At 74.5% G+C, this 12,423-nt stretch carries 12 protein-coding genes; 10 read left to right on the top strand and 2 right to left on the bottom strand.

All coding sequences use genetic code 11. From position 1 onward, the window contains the following. Nucleotides 1-4: 4 nt before the first annotated feature. Nucleotides 5-715 carry a response regulator transcription factor gene (locus tag ACZLKG_RS15335; RefSeq protein WP_463649201.1) on the bottom strand — a complete coding sequence of 237 codons (711 nt, stop codon included), beginning with the start codon at nucleotides 713-715 and terminating at the stop codon, nucleotides 5-7. A 71-nt stretch (nucleotides 716-786) separates the two neighbouring features. On the opposite strand from ACZLKG_RS15335, the gene ACZLKG_RS15330 reads away from it, so the two are divergent. From ACZLKG_RS15330 to ACZLKG_RS15310, 5 genes are all read left to right on the top strand, one after another. After that, nucleotides 787-2,061 carry an NAD(P)/FAD-dependent oxidoreductase gene (locus ACZLKG_RS15330; RefSeq protein WP_463649200.1) on the top strand — a complete coding sequence of 425 codons (1,275 nt, stop codon included), beginning with the start codon at nucleotides 787-789 and terminating at the stop codon, nucleotides 2,059-2,061. A gap of 196 nt (nucleotides 2,062-2,257) precedes the next feature. Beyond that, entirely contained in the window at nucleotides 2,258-2,542 is a 285-nt protein-coding gene (locus tag ACZLKG_RS15325) for an HU family DNA-binding protein (RefSeq protein WP_425708152.1), read from the top strand. Between the two features lie 165 nt (nucleotides 2,543-2,707). Continuing rightward, on the top strand, nucleotides 2,708-3,037 hold the full coding sequence (locus ACZLKG_RS15320; protein ID WP_425708151.1) for a DUF3039 domain-containing protein: 330 nt from the start codon (nucleotides 2,708-2,710) through the stop codon (nucleotides 3,035-3,037). Continuing rightward, entirely contained in the window at nucleotides 3,034-4,872 is a 1,839-nt protein-coding gene (locus tag ACZLKG_RS15315; protein WP_463649199.1) for a DEAD/DEAH box helicase, read from the top strand. The genes ACZLKG_RS15320 and ACZLKG_RS15315 overlap by 4 nt, the downstream gene beginning before the upstream one ends. 142 nt (nucleotides 4,873-5,014) lie before the next feature. Then, entirely contained in the window at nucleotides 5,015-5,221 is a 207-nt protein-coding gene (locus ACZLKG_RS15310) for a hypothetical protein (RefSeq protein WP_425708149.1), read from the top strand. Nucleotides 5,222-5,307: 86 nt separating this feature from the next. Here the strand turns inward: ACZLKG_RS15310 and ACZLKG_RS15305 are convergent, their stop codons facing one another. Next, on the bottom strand, nucleotides 5,308-6,666 hold the full coding sequence (locus ACZLKG_RS15305; protein ID WP_425708148.1) for a nicotinate phosphoribosyltransferase: 1,359 nt from the start codon (nucleotides 6,664-6,666) through the stop codon (nucleotides 5,308-5,310). An 88-nt stretch (nucleotides 6,667-6,754) separates the two neighbouring features. Here ACZLKG_RS15305 and clpS point away from each other — a divergent pair, with 88 nt between their 5' ends. The 5 genes from clpS to ACZLKG_RS15280 all read left to right on the top strand — a co-directional run bounded on the left by clpS (nucleotide 6,755) and on the right by ACZLKG_RS15280 (nucleotide 12,415). Continuing rightward, nucleotides 6,755-7,087, top strand: coding sequence for an ATP-dependent Clp protease adapter ClpS (clpS, locus tag ACZLKG_RS15300; RefSeq protein ID WP_425708147.1), 333 nt, complete (start codon nucleotides 6,755-6,757; stop codon nucleotides 7,085-7,087). 1 nt (nucleotide 7,088) lies between these two features. Further along, nucleotides 7,089-7,784, top strand: a complete 696-nt coding sequence (locus ACZLKG_RS15295; protein ID WP_425708146.1) for a DUF2017 family protein — start codon at nucleotides 7,089-7,091, stop codon at nucleotides 7,782-7,784. Between the two features lie 10 nt (nucleotides 7,785-7,794). Beyond that, nucleotides 7,795-8,619, top strand: a complete 825-nt coding sequence (gene murI, locus ACZLKG_RS15290; protein ID WP_425708145.1) for a glutamate racemase — start codon at nucleotides 7,795-7,797, stop codon at nucleotides 8,617-8,619. Beyond that, the gene (locus tag ACZLKG_RS15285) at nucleotides 8,616-9,410 is read left to right on the top strand and encodes an MBL fold metallo-hydrolase (protein WP_425708605.1); all 795 of its coding nucleotides are present in this window, start codon (nucleotides 8,616-8,618) and stop codon (nucleotides 9,408-9,410) included. The genes murI and ACZLKG_RS15285 overlap by 4 nt, the downstream gene beginning before the upstream one ends. 365 nt (nucleotides 9,411-9,775) lie before the next feature. After that, the gene (locus ACZLKG_RS15280) at nucleotides 9,776-12,415 is read left to right on the top strand and encodes a phosphoenolpyruvate carboxylase (protein ID WP_425708612.1); all 2,640 of its coding nucleotides are present in this window, start codon (nucleotides 9,776-9,778) and stop codon (nucleotides 12,413-12,415) included. Nucleotides 12,416-12,423: the final 8 nt, after the last annotated feature.

Below are 12,423 nucleotides of genomic sequence, written 5' to 3'. Positions count from 1 at the left end.
GACCCTAGGGACGAGCCCGACCGGTCAGCATCCCCCCGGAGGGAGGAGACAGGGCGCCGGCGCCTCGGTCCGCCGGGCCCCGCGCGTCCGTGAACAGCGCCCTGCGCGTGGGCAGGCCCAGCTTGCGCAGGACGTTGCGGACGTGCGTCTTGACGGTGGAGACCTCGAGGAAGAGCTCGGCGGCGATCTCGGGGTTCGTCCGGTGCTCGAGGAGCAGACCGAGGACCTCCCGCTCGCGCTCGGTGAGCCGGGCCTCGTTCCCGAGGGAGGAGGCCGCGGCCGGCCGCGCGGCCCCGGCACCGCCCGCGGCCCCGGCACCGCCGGCCGCGCCTGGTCCGCCGGCCGCGCCCGAGACGGTGCGCAGGGCCTCGACGAGCGCCGGTCCGTCCGTCGTCTTGGGGATGACCGTCACCTCACCCGACCGCACCAGGCCGGCGGTGGGGACGTCCTCGCTGAAGGCCGTGTAGAGCACGAGCCGCGCGTCGCACACGGCACGCAGCCGACGGCACAGGTCGATCCCGATGAACTCCCCGCCGAGACGTGCCGGCAGGAGGACGACGTCGGGGCCCAGGCGGCCGGCCGCGCGCAGCGACTCCGCCGCCGAGCCGGCCTCGCCGACGATCTCCATGTCCGGCCGGTGCATGAGCAGGCTCTTGATGCCCCACAGGACGACCGGATGGTCGTCGACGAGCAGCACCCGGGTTCGCCCGTCCACGCCCATCTCCTCCCTGCGCTCCTCCCGACGGGGTGATCCCGCGCCTGGGAGGGCCTACCTACCGTCGCTCCATGACGGATCCGGACGAGTCAGGTTCTCATACCGCGGCGGCAGGAGGCGGGACCCATGACGTCGTCGTGGTCGGCGCCGGTGTGGTCGGGTCGACCGTCGCGCGGCACCTCGCGGCGGGCGGCCGTTCGGTCGTCGTGCTCGATGCGTCGGACGATGTCGGAGGGGGCTGCAGCTACGCCAACGCCGCCCTGCTGGCCCCCGCCCACGTCGGGCCCCTGTCGACGCCGGGCGCCCTGCGGGACGCCGCCCGGCAGCTCGGTCGCCGCCCCCCGGCGGTCCGCGTGCACCCCGACCCGAGCCTCGCCGGGTGGGCGACGCGCCTCCTCGCCGCGGCCGCGTCCGGGCGCGTCGCGGCCACCGCGCAGGAGCTCGGCCGGCTCGCGCACCGCAGCGCCGAGCTCCACGAGGAGCTGCACCGCTCGGGGCTCAACGACTCCTGGTCGCGGACCGGGTCGGTCGACGTCCGGCTCACCGGCGCCGGGCGCGCCCGGCGCGGCGTGGCGTCCGCTCTGTCCGGGGCCGAGCTGCGCGCGCTCGAGCCCGCACTGGGCCCGGTCGCCGGCGGAGAGCTGCATCCGCACGAGGCCGTGACGGAGAGTCGCGGGTTCGTCCGGTCGATGCTCTCCTCGTTGCGCGACCACGGCGGCGAGGTGCGGTTTGGGACCCGCGCGACCGGGCTCGACGTCGCCCGCGGCGCGGTCGTCGGGGTGCGGACGGACCGCGGGCCGCTCCGCGCGCGCCACGTCGTCGTCGCCGCGGGACTCGGGAGTGCGGCGATCGCCCGGGATGCCGGCCTGCGGCTGCCGCTGCGCGGCGGTCGCGGGTACGTCGTCGATCTCGCCCGCGGACCGGGCGACCCCGCCGTGGCCGTCCGGCTCGTCGAGCACCGTGTGGTCGTCACCCCCATGCAGGACCGGGTCCGGGTGTCGGGGTACCTCGAGCTCGGAGCGGAGGGACGTCCCCTCGACCGTCGTCGCGCGGCCGACCTCGTCCGGGTCGCCGCGCGGGCCGTCCCCGCGCTCACGGGCCGCGTGGTCGTCGACACGTGGGCGGGGGAGAGGCCCGTCCTGGCCGACGGCCTGCCGGCCATCGGCCCGTCGGCGGCGGCGGACGGCCTCGTCCTCGCCGTCGGGCACGGGATGTGGGGGCTCGTGCTCGCGCCCGTCACCGCCGAGCTCGTGGCCGGGCATGTGGACGGCTCCGCCCCTCACCCCGTGCCGGGTCTGTCGCCGGACCGGTTCACCCGCGGCCTGGCCCCTGGCCGGGCGGCATGACCCGGGACGCGGCGTGCCGCGCCCCGCACCCCTGTTGCGGGTGTGACTCATGGTGTCCACGTGACGCGACTGGCCGATGAATCGGCGCCACACCGCCGATTTCTGCCTGCCGAAGCACGCATGGGGCCAGATCTGTGCGTAGTCTCGTCGCACTGCGCTCCACCGGGCGCTCACCACGTACGACGAGAGGGATTACATGTCCGTCAACCGCACCGAGCTCGTGGCCGCCATCGCTGAGCGCGCCTCCCTGACGAAGGCTCAGGCCGACTCCGCCCTGGGAGCCTTCCAGGACGTCCTCATCGAGTCGCTCAAGGCCGGCGACCCCGTCAAGGTCACGGGCCTGCTCTCGGTCGAGCGCGTCGAGCGCGCGGCCCGCACCGGCCGCAACCCGCGCACGGGCGAGGCCATCGAGATCCCCGCCGGCTACGGCGTCAAGGTCTCGGCCGGCTCCAAGCTCAAGGACGCCGTCTCCTCGAAGTGACCTCGGGCTCCGCGACGGGCGGGTGGTGGCTGCGGCCGCCGCCCGCCCGTCGTCGTTCCGGCTCGAGCCGAGCCGCCGCACCCGGCCGGCGCGACACACCCGCGTGGTCTTCGCGACGCCTGAGGGGACTGCCGGGCGCGCTGACCGAGACCTAGACTGGCGGTCATGAGCTCCATCCCGGACGAGAACCAGCCGCACGCCGCCCCGGCGGGCCCGGCGACCTCCACGGACGTCCTCGAGCGCACCGAGACGGAGCACGAGGAGCGGCTCGACGCCGGCGACGCCGAGCGGTACGCCCACTACGTCCGCAAGGACAAGGTCGAGGCCGGGCGGCCCGTCATCGCCCTGTGCGGCAAGGTCTGGACGCCGGGCCGTGACCCGAAGAAGTTCCCCGTCTGCCCCACCTGCAAGGAGATCTACGAGGGTCTCGGCGGCGGCGAGGGCTCAGGTGGCGGACGCCGCGGCTGGCCGTTCGGCCGGGGCCGCGGGGAGTGACCGCCCGCCAGACGTCCAGGTCGGAGCCGACCCCCCAGCACGCGGGACCGCCCGCGCCCCAGGCGCCGTCGACCGCCGCGGCCGAGCAGCTCTCGCCGGCCTTCCCGCAGCGTGCCGCCTGGGGCACGGTCGCTCCGCTGCGTGCCTGGCAGGCCGAGGCGATCGACCGGTTCCGCGAGCTCGACGCCCGGGACTTCCTCGCCGTCGCGACCCCCGGCGCGGGCAAGACGACCTTCGCGCTGCGGGTCGCCACCGAGCTGCTCTCGACCGGTCAGGTGCGGCGCGTGAGCGTCGTGTGCCCGACCGAGCACCTGAAGTCCCAGTGGGCGGCCGCGGCCGAGCGCGTCGGCATCTCGCTCGACCCGTCCTTCACCAACGCCCAGGGGCGCCACGGGGCGCACTTCGACGGCGTCGCCCTCACCTACGCGCAGGTGGCCGCCAACCCCGCGCTGCACCGGGCGCGCACCGAGACCGAGCCCACCCTCGTCATCCTCGACGAGGTGCACCACGGCGGGGACGCGCTGTCCTGGGGCGACGCCGTCCGGGAGGCCTTCGAGCCGGCGCGTCGCCGCCTGGCCCTGACCGGCACCCCCTTCCGCTCCGACACGGCCGCGATCCCGTTCGTCGACTACGTCGCCGGCGCCGACGGCATCCGACGCTCCCGCGCCGACATCACCTACGGGTACGGCCAGGCGCTCGCTGACGGCGTGGTCCGGCCCGTCATCTTCCTCGCCTACTCCGGGCTCATGCGGTGGCGCACCCGCACGGGCGACGAGATCGCCGCCTCGCTCGGCGAGCCGCTGACGAAGGACCAGACCGCCCAGGCCCTGCGCACCGCGCTGGACCCCGACGGCGAATGGGTGCCGTCGGTGCTCGCGGCCGCCGACGCCCGGCTCACGGAGGTGCGGCGGACCGTCCCGGACGCGGGCGGCCTCGTCATCGCCACCGACCAGGCGGCCGCTCGCGCCTACGCGCGGGTGCTCGCCGGGATCGCGGGCGAGGAGCCGGTCGTCGTCCTGTCCGACGACGCCGGTTCGTCGGACCGCATCGAGGACTTCGCCCGCGGCGAGCAGCGCTGGATGGTGGCCGTGCGGATGGTGTCCGAGGGTGTCGACGTGCCCCGGCTCTCCGTCGGCGTGTACGCCACGACGACCGCGACCCCGCTGTACTTCGCGCAGGCCGTCGGACGGTTCGTCCGCGCCCGGCGCCGCGGGGAGACCGCATCGTTGTTCCTACCCTCGGTGGGTCCGCTCCTGGCGCTCGCCGGCGAGCTCGAGGCCGAGCGGGACCACGCCCTCGACCGACCGGTGCGGGAGGGGGAGTTCGTCGTGCCCGAGGACGCGCTCCTGGCAGAGGCGAACCGCGAGGAGAAGGCCTCCGACGAGCTCGCGCTCCCCGGCTTCGCCGCCCTCGGCTCGCAGGCGACGTTCGACCGGGTCCTGTTCGACGGCGGGCACTGGGGCACCGAGGCCGACGTCGGGTCGCCCGAGGAGCAGGAGTACCTCGGCATCCCCGGGCTGCTCGAGCCGGAGCAGGTGACGACGCTGCTGCGCGAGCGGCAGGCCAAGCAGGCTGCCGCGCAGAAGGACCAGGCGGCGGCCGCGCGTCGTCGGGCGGCGAACGCGGGGGTCGACGAGCACAAGCGGCGCGCCCAGGCCCGCAAGGAGCTGTCCTCCCTGGTGTCCGCGTGGTCGCGCCGGGCGGGGACGCCCCACGGTGTCATCCACACCGAGCTGCGCTCGCGGTGCGGCGGCCCGGAGGTGGCCACGGCGTCGACGGAGGAGATCGAGGCACGCATCGCGCTCGTGAGGAAGTGGTTCGTCGGCGGTCGCTGACCCCCGCCACCGACGAGTGAGCGGAGTTCTGCTCGGCGAGTGCGCGCGACGCCCGGACGGGGAGGACTGCCACGGCCCGCGGGCACCGGCGCGTGAGAACCTTGACCACGCACCGACGAGAAGCACGACCGAGGAGGACCCCGTGGGCTGGTGGCTGACCCCGTTGCTGCTCGGCGCGCTCGCGATCGTCGTCGGCGTCCACGAGCACGAGATCGGCTGGCTGCAGTGGATCGGCGTCGGGCTGGTCGTCGTCGGGCTCGCCGTGTCGATCGCCCGGCCCGGTGGCACGAGGCAGAAGACGGGGCGCCCGTCGGACGTCCGGGGCGCGGCCGGCCCGTACTTCAGCTGACCTGGGCGGGTCGACAGCCGCACACTCGCTGACCACCATCCGCAGTCCCGGCGACCCGGGGGCAGGGACGCGAGACCCCTCGGCTGCTAGGTGTCGTCGCTCGCGTCGACGTCGACGTGCCGGGTCGGGATCGCCGGCTCGCCCTCCGAGAGTCGCCATGCCGGGTACGGCAGCGCCGCGCGCGCCTCGGCGTGCCGTTCCCGGGCGGCCCCGAGCGCACCCGGGCCGTGGTGCTCGGCGACCGGTTCGCCGCCGACGACGAGGTCGACCATGAGGCGGCGCGCCCCCTGTCGGTCGACCTCCGCCCACACCTGCTCCGACGACGTCCCGGACACGACGAGCTCCTCGACCGCGCGGCCGGCGCCGTCGACGATCCGGCCCGCCCGCTTGAGCCCGCCGACCGACTTCTTCGACGTCGACCGCTTGGCCACCTCGTGCGGCCGGCCGTCCGCGCCCACGCGGGAGACCAGCTTGTAGACGAGCTCGGCGGTCGGGTGTCCGGAGCCGGTGACGAGCTTCGTCCCCACGCCGTAGCTGTCCACGGGCGCGGCGTTGAGCGCGGCGATCGCGTACTCGTCCAGGTCGGAGGTCACGGTGATCCGCGTCGTCGTGGCGCCGAGCGCGTCGAGCTGCGCGCGCACGGTGAACGCCTGCGCCACGAGGTCGCCCGAGTCGAGGCGCACAGCACCGAGCTCGCCGCCGGCGGCGCGCGCGGCCGCGACCGCCAGCTCGACCCCGCGCTCGACGTCGTAGGTGTCCACGAGCAGCGTGGTCCCGGGCCCGAGGGCGTCGACCTGGGCGGCGAACGCCTCCTCCTCGGAGTCGTGGAGGAGGGTGAACGAGTGGGCGGCCGTGCCGATCGCGGTGATGCCGTACCGGCGGCCGGCCTCGAGGACCGAGGTCGCGGAGAAGCCGCCGACGACCGCCGCGCGAGCCGCGGCCACCGCGGCGTCCTCGTGCGTACGGCGGGCCCCCATCTCCAGCAGCGGCCGACCGTGCGCCGCCGTCGCCATTCGGGAGGCCGCGGCTGCCACGGCGCTGTCGTGGTTGAGGATCGACAGCACGAGCGTCTCGATCACGACGGCCTCGAGGAACGTGCCCTCGACCACGACGATCGGCGACCCGGGGAAGAACACCTCGCCCTCGGGGTAGCCGACGACGTCCCCGGTGAACCGGTACTCGCGCAACCGGTCGATCGTCTCCTCGGAGACGATCTGCTCGCGGTGGAGGTAGTCGAGCTCGGCGGGGCCGAACGTGAAGTCGCCGAGCGCATCGAGGAGACGTCCCACGCCCGCGACGACGCCGTACCGCCGCCGCGGCGGGAGCCGGCGGTTGAACACCTCGAAGACGCTGCGACGCTCGGCGGTCCCGGAGCGCACTGCGGCCTCGACCATGGTCAGCTCGTACATGTCCGTCTTCAGCGCGGTCGATGCGCGGGGGCTCATGGACAAAGGTTAGTCGCGAGGGGTCGGCGTCGCCGCGCCCGGACCGCGCGAGGCCGTGACCCCGGCGGCGGACGTTATCGTGGACGCCATGGTCCGACCCGTGGCACCGGCCGCCCCGGAGGCTCCCGCGGCCCCGGAGACCGACCGGCTCGCCGAGGCGAGCGCCGAGCCCGAGGCGCGGCGGGCGCCGGTCTGGCGCTGCGTGGTGCACGACGACCCGGTCAACCTCATGACCTACGTGACGTGGGTCTTCCGCACCTACTTCGGCTATCCGGAGGCGCGGGCCCGCAGCCTCATGCTCCAGGTGCACCAGGATGGCCGCGCGGTCGTGTCGACCGGCTCGCGCGAGTCGGTCGAGGCGGACGCCGCGGCCATGCACGGGTACGGGTTGTGGGCCACGATCGAGGAGGGCGAGGACTGACATGGACCCCTTCCGCCGCGTGCGGGGCGGCATCGCCTCGCGCCTCGACGTCCATGAGCGGCTCTTCCTCGCCCGGCCCTTCTCCGACGTCGCCTCGCTCCTGGGGCACGGCGAGCCGCCGGGCGAGACGGAGGGCGCCGGCACGGCGCCCGGTGACGCAGGAACCGACGGTCGAGGCGCCGCGGGCACCGAGCCCGCGCCCCCCACGGGCGACGACGCCGTCCTCGCGGCCCTCGACTTCGTCCCCACCGATGCCGGACCCGCCGGCGACCGGCCGCCGACCGACCCGGCGCTCGCCCGCCTCCTGCCCGCGATGTCCGAGGACGAGTCGATCGCCGGCGAGCTGCGCGAGCTCACCGAGGCGCCGCTGCGCGCCGAGAAGATCCAGCGCCTCACGGCGGTCGTCGAGGAGCTCGACACCCCGACGGGCCCCGACGGCGCGTTCCTCGTCCGCGACGGCGAGGAGGCCGACGTGCTGCGCGCCGTCAACGACGTCCGCCTCGTGCTCGCCACGCGGCTCGGTCTGGGGGACACCCTCAGCGACGAGGAGCTCTACGCGCGCGCCGAGGCCGCCGGCTCGGGCGCCACGGACGGGCCCGACGCGGTCCTCGAGGCCATGGCGATCCTTTACACGTCCTTGACCTGGTGGCAGGAGTCACTGATCAACGCGCTGCACACGCGACCCCGGTCGAACTAGCGTCGTCGCCATGAATGATGCGCCGATCGGCATCTTCGACTCCGGCGTCGGAGGCCTGACGGTCGCTCGTGCCGTCATCGATCAGCTCCCGCACGAGCAGGTCGTGTACATCGGTGACACGCGCAACAGCCCCTACGGCCCGCGCCCCATCGGGGAGGTCCGCCAGCTCGCGCTCGAGGTCATGGACGAGCTCGTCACCGCCGGTGTCAAGCTCCTCGTCATCGCCTGCAACTCCGCCTCGGCAGCTGTCCTCGCGGACGCACGCGAACGGTACGCCCTCGACGCCGGGGTTCCCGTCGTCGAGGTCATCCGACCGGCCGTGCGGCGTGCGGTCGCAGCCACCGGCACCGGACGGGTCGGCGTCATCGCCACGCGCGCGACCGTCGACTCCGGTGCCTACCGAGACGCCTTCGCCGCGGCTCCCCGCCTGGACCTGACCATCGCTCCTGCGCCGCGGTTCGTCGAGCTCGTCGAGGCAGGCATCACCTCGGGCCCCGAGGTGCTCGAGATCGCGGAGCAGTACCTCGCGCCCGCCAAGGATGCCGACGTCGACACCCTCGTGCTGGGCTGCACCCACTACCCGCTGCTGACGGGGGCGATCTCCTACGTCATGGGACCCGACGTCACCCTCGTCTCCTCCGCGGAGGAGACCGCGAAGGACGTCTACCGCACGCTTGTCGCCCACGACATCGAGCGCAGCCCTGCCGCCGGGCCGCCGCAGCACAGGTTCCTGTCCACCGGGGACCCCGAGGAGTTCGAGCGGCTCGCGCGCCGCTTCCTCGGTCCCGAGGTCAGCAGCGTCGAACCCACCAGCCGAGGGGCGGTCGCGCTGTGAGGCTCACCGTCATCGGCTGCGCCGGATCGATGTCCGGACCCGACTCCGCGGCGTCGGCCTACCTCGTCCAGGCGAGCGGCCCCGGTCCGGACGGCACGGAGCGGGTGCACTCGATCGTCCTCGACCTGGGGCCCGGGGCGATGGGCGCCATGCTCAACCACGTGGACCCGGCCGACCTCGACGCCCTCGTGCTCTCCCACCTGCACGCCGACCACATGGTCGACCTCATCGGCATGCAGGTCTACCGCCGCTGGCACCCGGACGGTCCGCTTCCCGCGCTGGCGGTCCACGGGCCGGAGGGCACCCTCGGGCGCACCCGTGACGTCGGCGGCGACGGGCCCGACGAGGACTACTCCGACGTCCTGACCTTCCACGCCCTTGCCACCGGTACGCCCGTGCGGATCGGACCGATGACGGTCGAGGTGTTCGACGCGCGGCACCCCGTGCCGGCGTTCGGCATCCGGGTGACGGGACCCGCGGAGGACGGCTCGGGCAGCGTGACGCTCGGTTACACGGGGGACACCGACTCGTGCCCCGGTCAGGACGAGATGGCCCGGGGCCTGGACCTCCTGCTGGCCGAGGCGGCCTTCCAGGAGGGTCGGGACGAGGCGCGCGGGATCCATCTGACCGGTCGCAGGGCCGGCGAGCTTGCCGTGACGGGTGGGGTGGGCCGGCTCGTCCTCACGCACGTCCAGCCGTGGACCGACAAGGCGACCGTGGTGGAGGAGGCCCGCGGCGTCTACGAAGGGCCCGTCGATCTCGCGGCCCCCGGCGCCACCTGGGTGCTCTGACGGGAGTCCGGGAGCCGGCACGCACCCCTTTCTGTGTTGCAGGTCTCCGACCGCCGGAGGAGGATGAGCCCCGGGAGGTCCTCCGGGTCGCCACGGAGCTGCGGCTACGGAGGTGACCTCCCGCCACGCCCCGTCCTCGGTGGCCCTACCGCCGTGCCCCGACCGCGGTGGCCACCCGGTGGTCGTGCCTGCGGACGCCTGCGGCGCACCGTTAGCCTGCACGCGTGATCGCACCAGGAGACCGCGCGTCCGACCCGCTCGATCCCGCCGCGCAGGAGGCGGCACCGCCGCAGGCCCCGCCCTCCGCGCCACCCACGGCCACGACGACGACCGGCGCGGGTTCCGCCTCGGGAGTTCCCGACGCCATGCGGGCCGACGTCCGGCTGCTGGGCAACATGCTCGGCCAGGTCCTCAAGGAGTCCGGCTCGGACGGGCTCTACGACGACGTCGAGACGCTGCGGCAGCTCGTCATCGACGCCCGCCGGGCCAGCAGCGCGACGGACATCGCCCGCGCCGAGGAGGTTGTCGCCGGCTTCACGCCCGAGCGGGCGATCGAGGTGGCGCGCGCCTTCTCCTGCTACTTCCACCTCGCCAACCTCGCCGAGGAGCAGCAGCGCGTGCGCGTGCTCCGCGAGACCGAGGGCGGCGGTGCCCGCGGCTTCGAGTCCCCGAGCTCCCTGCCGGGCGCCGTGAGGGCGCTCGCCGAGGAGGTCGGTGAGGACGAGGCGCGCCGCCGCCTCGGCGATCTGCGCTTCCACCCCGTGTTCACCGCGCATCCGACCGAGGCCCGGCGTCGTGCCGTGACCCGCGCGATCGGCACGATCGGCAGACTCATCGACGCTCGTGACGACGACCGGCTCGGCCCGTTCGCCCTCGCCGAGATCGACCGCGACCTGCTCGCGTCGGTCGACACGCTGTGGCGCACCGCGGAGCTGCGGCCGTACAGCCCCGGCCCGCTCGACGAGGTCCGCACCCTCATGCAGACCTTCGACAGCTCGCTGGTGCACATCGTGCCCGCCGTGTACCGGCGCCTAGACGACGCGCTGGACCCCGAGGGTGCCGGCATCGCCGATCCGATCGCCCCGGCGTTCGTCCGCCTCGGCAGCTGGATCGGCGGCGACCGCGACGGCAACCCCAACGTCGTCTCTCCGCTGACGATCGAGGCCGCGCAGATCATGTCCGAGCACGCGCTCGCCACGATCGGTGAGCGCACGCGCGACGTCGCCATGCACCTGACCGTCGCGGACACGCTGGTCGCCCCCGACGACGCCGTCTCGCGCCTGTGGCAGCTGCAGCGTCAGCTCAGCCCGAAGGTCGCGGAGCGGGCCGCCGCGATGTCGCCGGGGGAGACCCACCGCCGGGTCCTGCTGTTCGTCGCCTCCCGCCTGGACGCCACCCGTGAACGTGACGCCGACCTCGCCTACGCCGACCCGGAGGAGGCGCTGGAGGACATCCGCACCGTCCGCTCGTCGCTCCTGGCGGCGGGTGCGCGCCGGGCCGCGAACGGCGACCTCGCCGACCTCGAGCGGCAGCTCGTCACGTTCGGCTTCCACGGCGCAGAGCTGGAGATGCGGCAGCACTCGAAGGTCCACCGCCAGGCGCTCGCGATCCTCGACGGTGAGGTGGACCCCGAGGAGCACCCGCCGGCCGTGCCCGTCGAGGAGGTGCTCGACACCATGCGCGCCGTCGCGCTCGTCCAGCGGCGGCTCGGGCAGGGGGCGGCCGGTCGCTACCTCGTCTCCTTCACGCAGTCGAGCGAGGACATCGCCAACGTCTACCGGCTCGCGCGGATCGCTGCCGGCGACGGTCGCCACGCCCCGGTCATCGACGTCGTGCCCCTGTTCGAGACGTTCGAGGACCTGCGCAACGCGCCGCGGATCCTCACCGAGATGCTCGACATCCCGGACGTGCAGGAGCGGCTGGCCGCGAACGGCCGGAAGATCGAGGTCACGCTCGGCTACTCGGACTCCGCCAAGGACGTCGGCCCGGTGGCCGCGACGATCGCGCTCTACGACGCCCAGCGGCAGATCGCCGACTGGGCCAAGGAGCACGACATCTCGCTCACCCAGTTCCACGGCCGGGGCGGCGCCCTGGGCCGCGGCGGCGGCCCCGCCCACCGTGCCGTGCTCGCGCAGCCTCCCCACAGCGTGGACCTGCGGTTCAAGGTCACCGAGCAGGGCGAGGTCATCTCCGCGCGGTACTTCAACCGGGCCATCGGCATCCGGCACATCGAGTCGGTCGCGGCCGCCACGCTCATGGCGTCCGCCCCGAGCGTCGAGCAGCGCAACGCCGAGGCGGCCGAGCGGTACGCCGAGCTGGCCGAGCGCCTCACCGTCACCTCCCGCGAGCGGTTCGACGCGCTCGTAGGTGCCGAGGGCTTCCCCGCCTGGTTCGCGCAGGTCACGCCGCAGGAGGAGGTCGGGCACCTGGCCATCGGCTCGCGACCCGCCAAGCGCGGGCTGTCGGTCGAGTCCCTCGACGACCTGCGGGCGATCCCGTGGAACTTCGCCTGGTCGCAGGCCCGCACGAACCTCACCGGCTGGTTCGGGCTGGGCACGGCGCTCGCCGAGGTCGGCGACGTCGAGCTGCTGCGCTCGGCCTACGCGCAGTGGCCGCTGTTCGCCACGATGGTCGACAACATCGAGATGTCCCTGGCCAAGGCCGACGACCTCATCGCCGCCCGCTACCTCGCGCTCGGTGACCGGGACGACCTCGGCGAGATGGTCCTCGAGGAGCTCGAGCTCACGCGCCGGTGGGTCCTGCAGGTCACGGGCCAGGATCAGCTGCTCGACTCACACCGCGTGCTGGGCCGCGCGGTCGCCCTGCGCAACCCGTACATCGACGCGCTCTCGCTGCTCCAGCTGCGGGCGCTGCGGGTCCTGCGGGGGAGCGGATCCGGCAGCGAGGGGACGGACGAGGTGGCGGACGACGTCGCCCCGGAGGTTCACGAGCTGCTCCTCATCACGCTCAAGGGCGCGGCGGCTGGGCTGCAGAACACGGGGTGACCGCGGCG

The sequence above is a fragment of the Georgenia sp. Z2081 genome, assembly GCF_055326445.1.
Note: the sequence above shows the minus strand (reverse complement) of the source record. Positions and strands in the feature narration are given on the sequence as shown.

What these genes read in the sequence shown, in the direction of transcription:
- ACZLKG_RS15330 (WP_463649200.1), top strand. Translation starts at nt 787, where the DNA reads ATGACGGATCCGGACGAGTCAGGTTCTCATACCGCGGCGGCAGGAGGC.
- ACZLKG_RS15325 (WP_425708152.1), top strand. Translation starts at nt 2,258, where the DNA reads ATGTCCGTCAACCGCACCGAGCTCGTGGCCGCCATCGCTGAGCGCGCC.
- ACZLKG_RS15320 (WP_425708151.1), top strand. Translation starts at nt 2,708, where the DNA reads ATGAGCTCCATCCCGGACGAGAACCAGCCGCACGCCGCCCCGGCGGGC.
- ACZLKG_RS15305 (WP_425708148.1), bottom strand. Translation starts at nt 6,666, where the DNA reads ATGAGCCCCCGCGCATCGACCGCGCTGAAGACGGACATGTACGAGCTG.
- clpS (WP_425708147.1), top strand. Translation starts at nt 6,755, where the DNA reads ATGGTCCGACCCGTGGCACCGGCCGCCCCGGAGGCTCCCGCGGCCCCG.
- ACZLKG_RS15295 (WP_425708146.1), top strand. Translation starts at nt 7,089, where the DNA reads ATGGACCCCTTCCGCCGCGTGCGGGGCGGCATCGCCTCGCGCCTCGAC.
- murI (WP_425708145.1), top strand. Translation starts at nt 7,795, where the DNA reads ATGAATGATGCGCCGATCGGCATCTTCGACTCCGGCGTCGGAGGCCTG.
- ACZLKG_RS15280 (WP_425708612.1), top strand. Translation starts at nt 9,776, where the DNA reads ATGCGGGCCGACGTCCGGCTGCTGGGCAACATGCTCGGCCAGGTCCTC.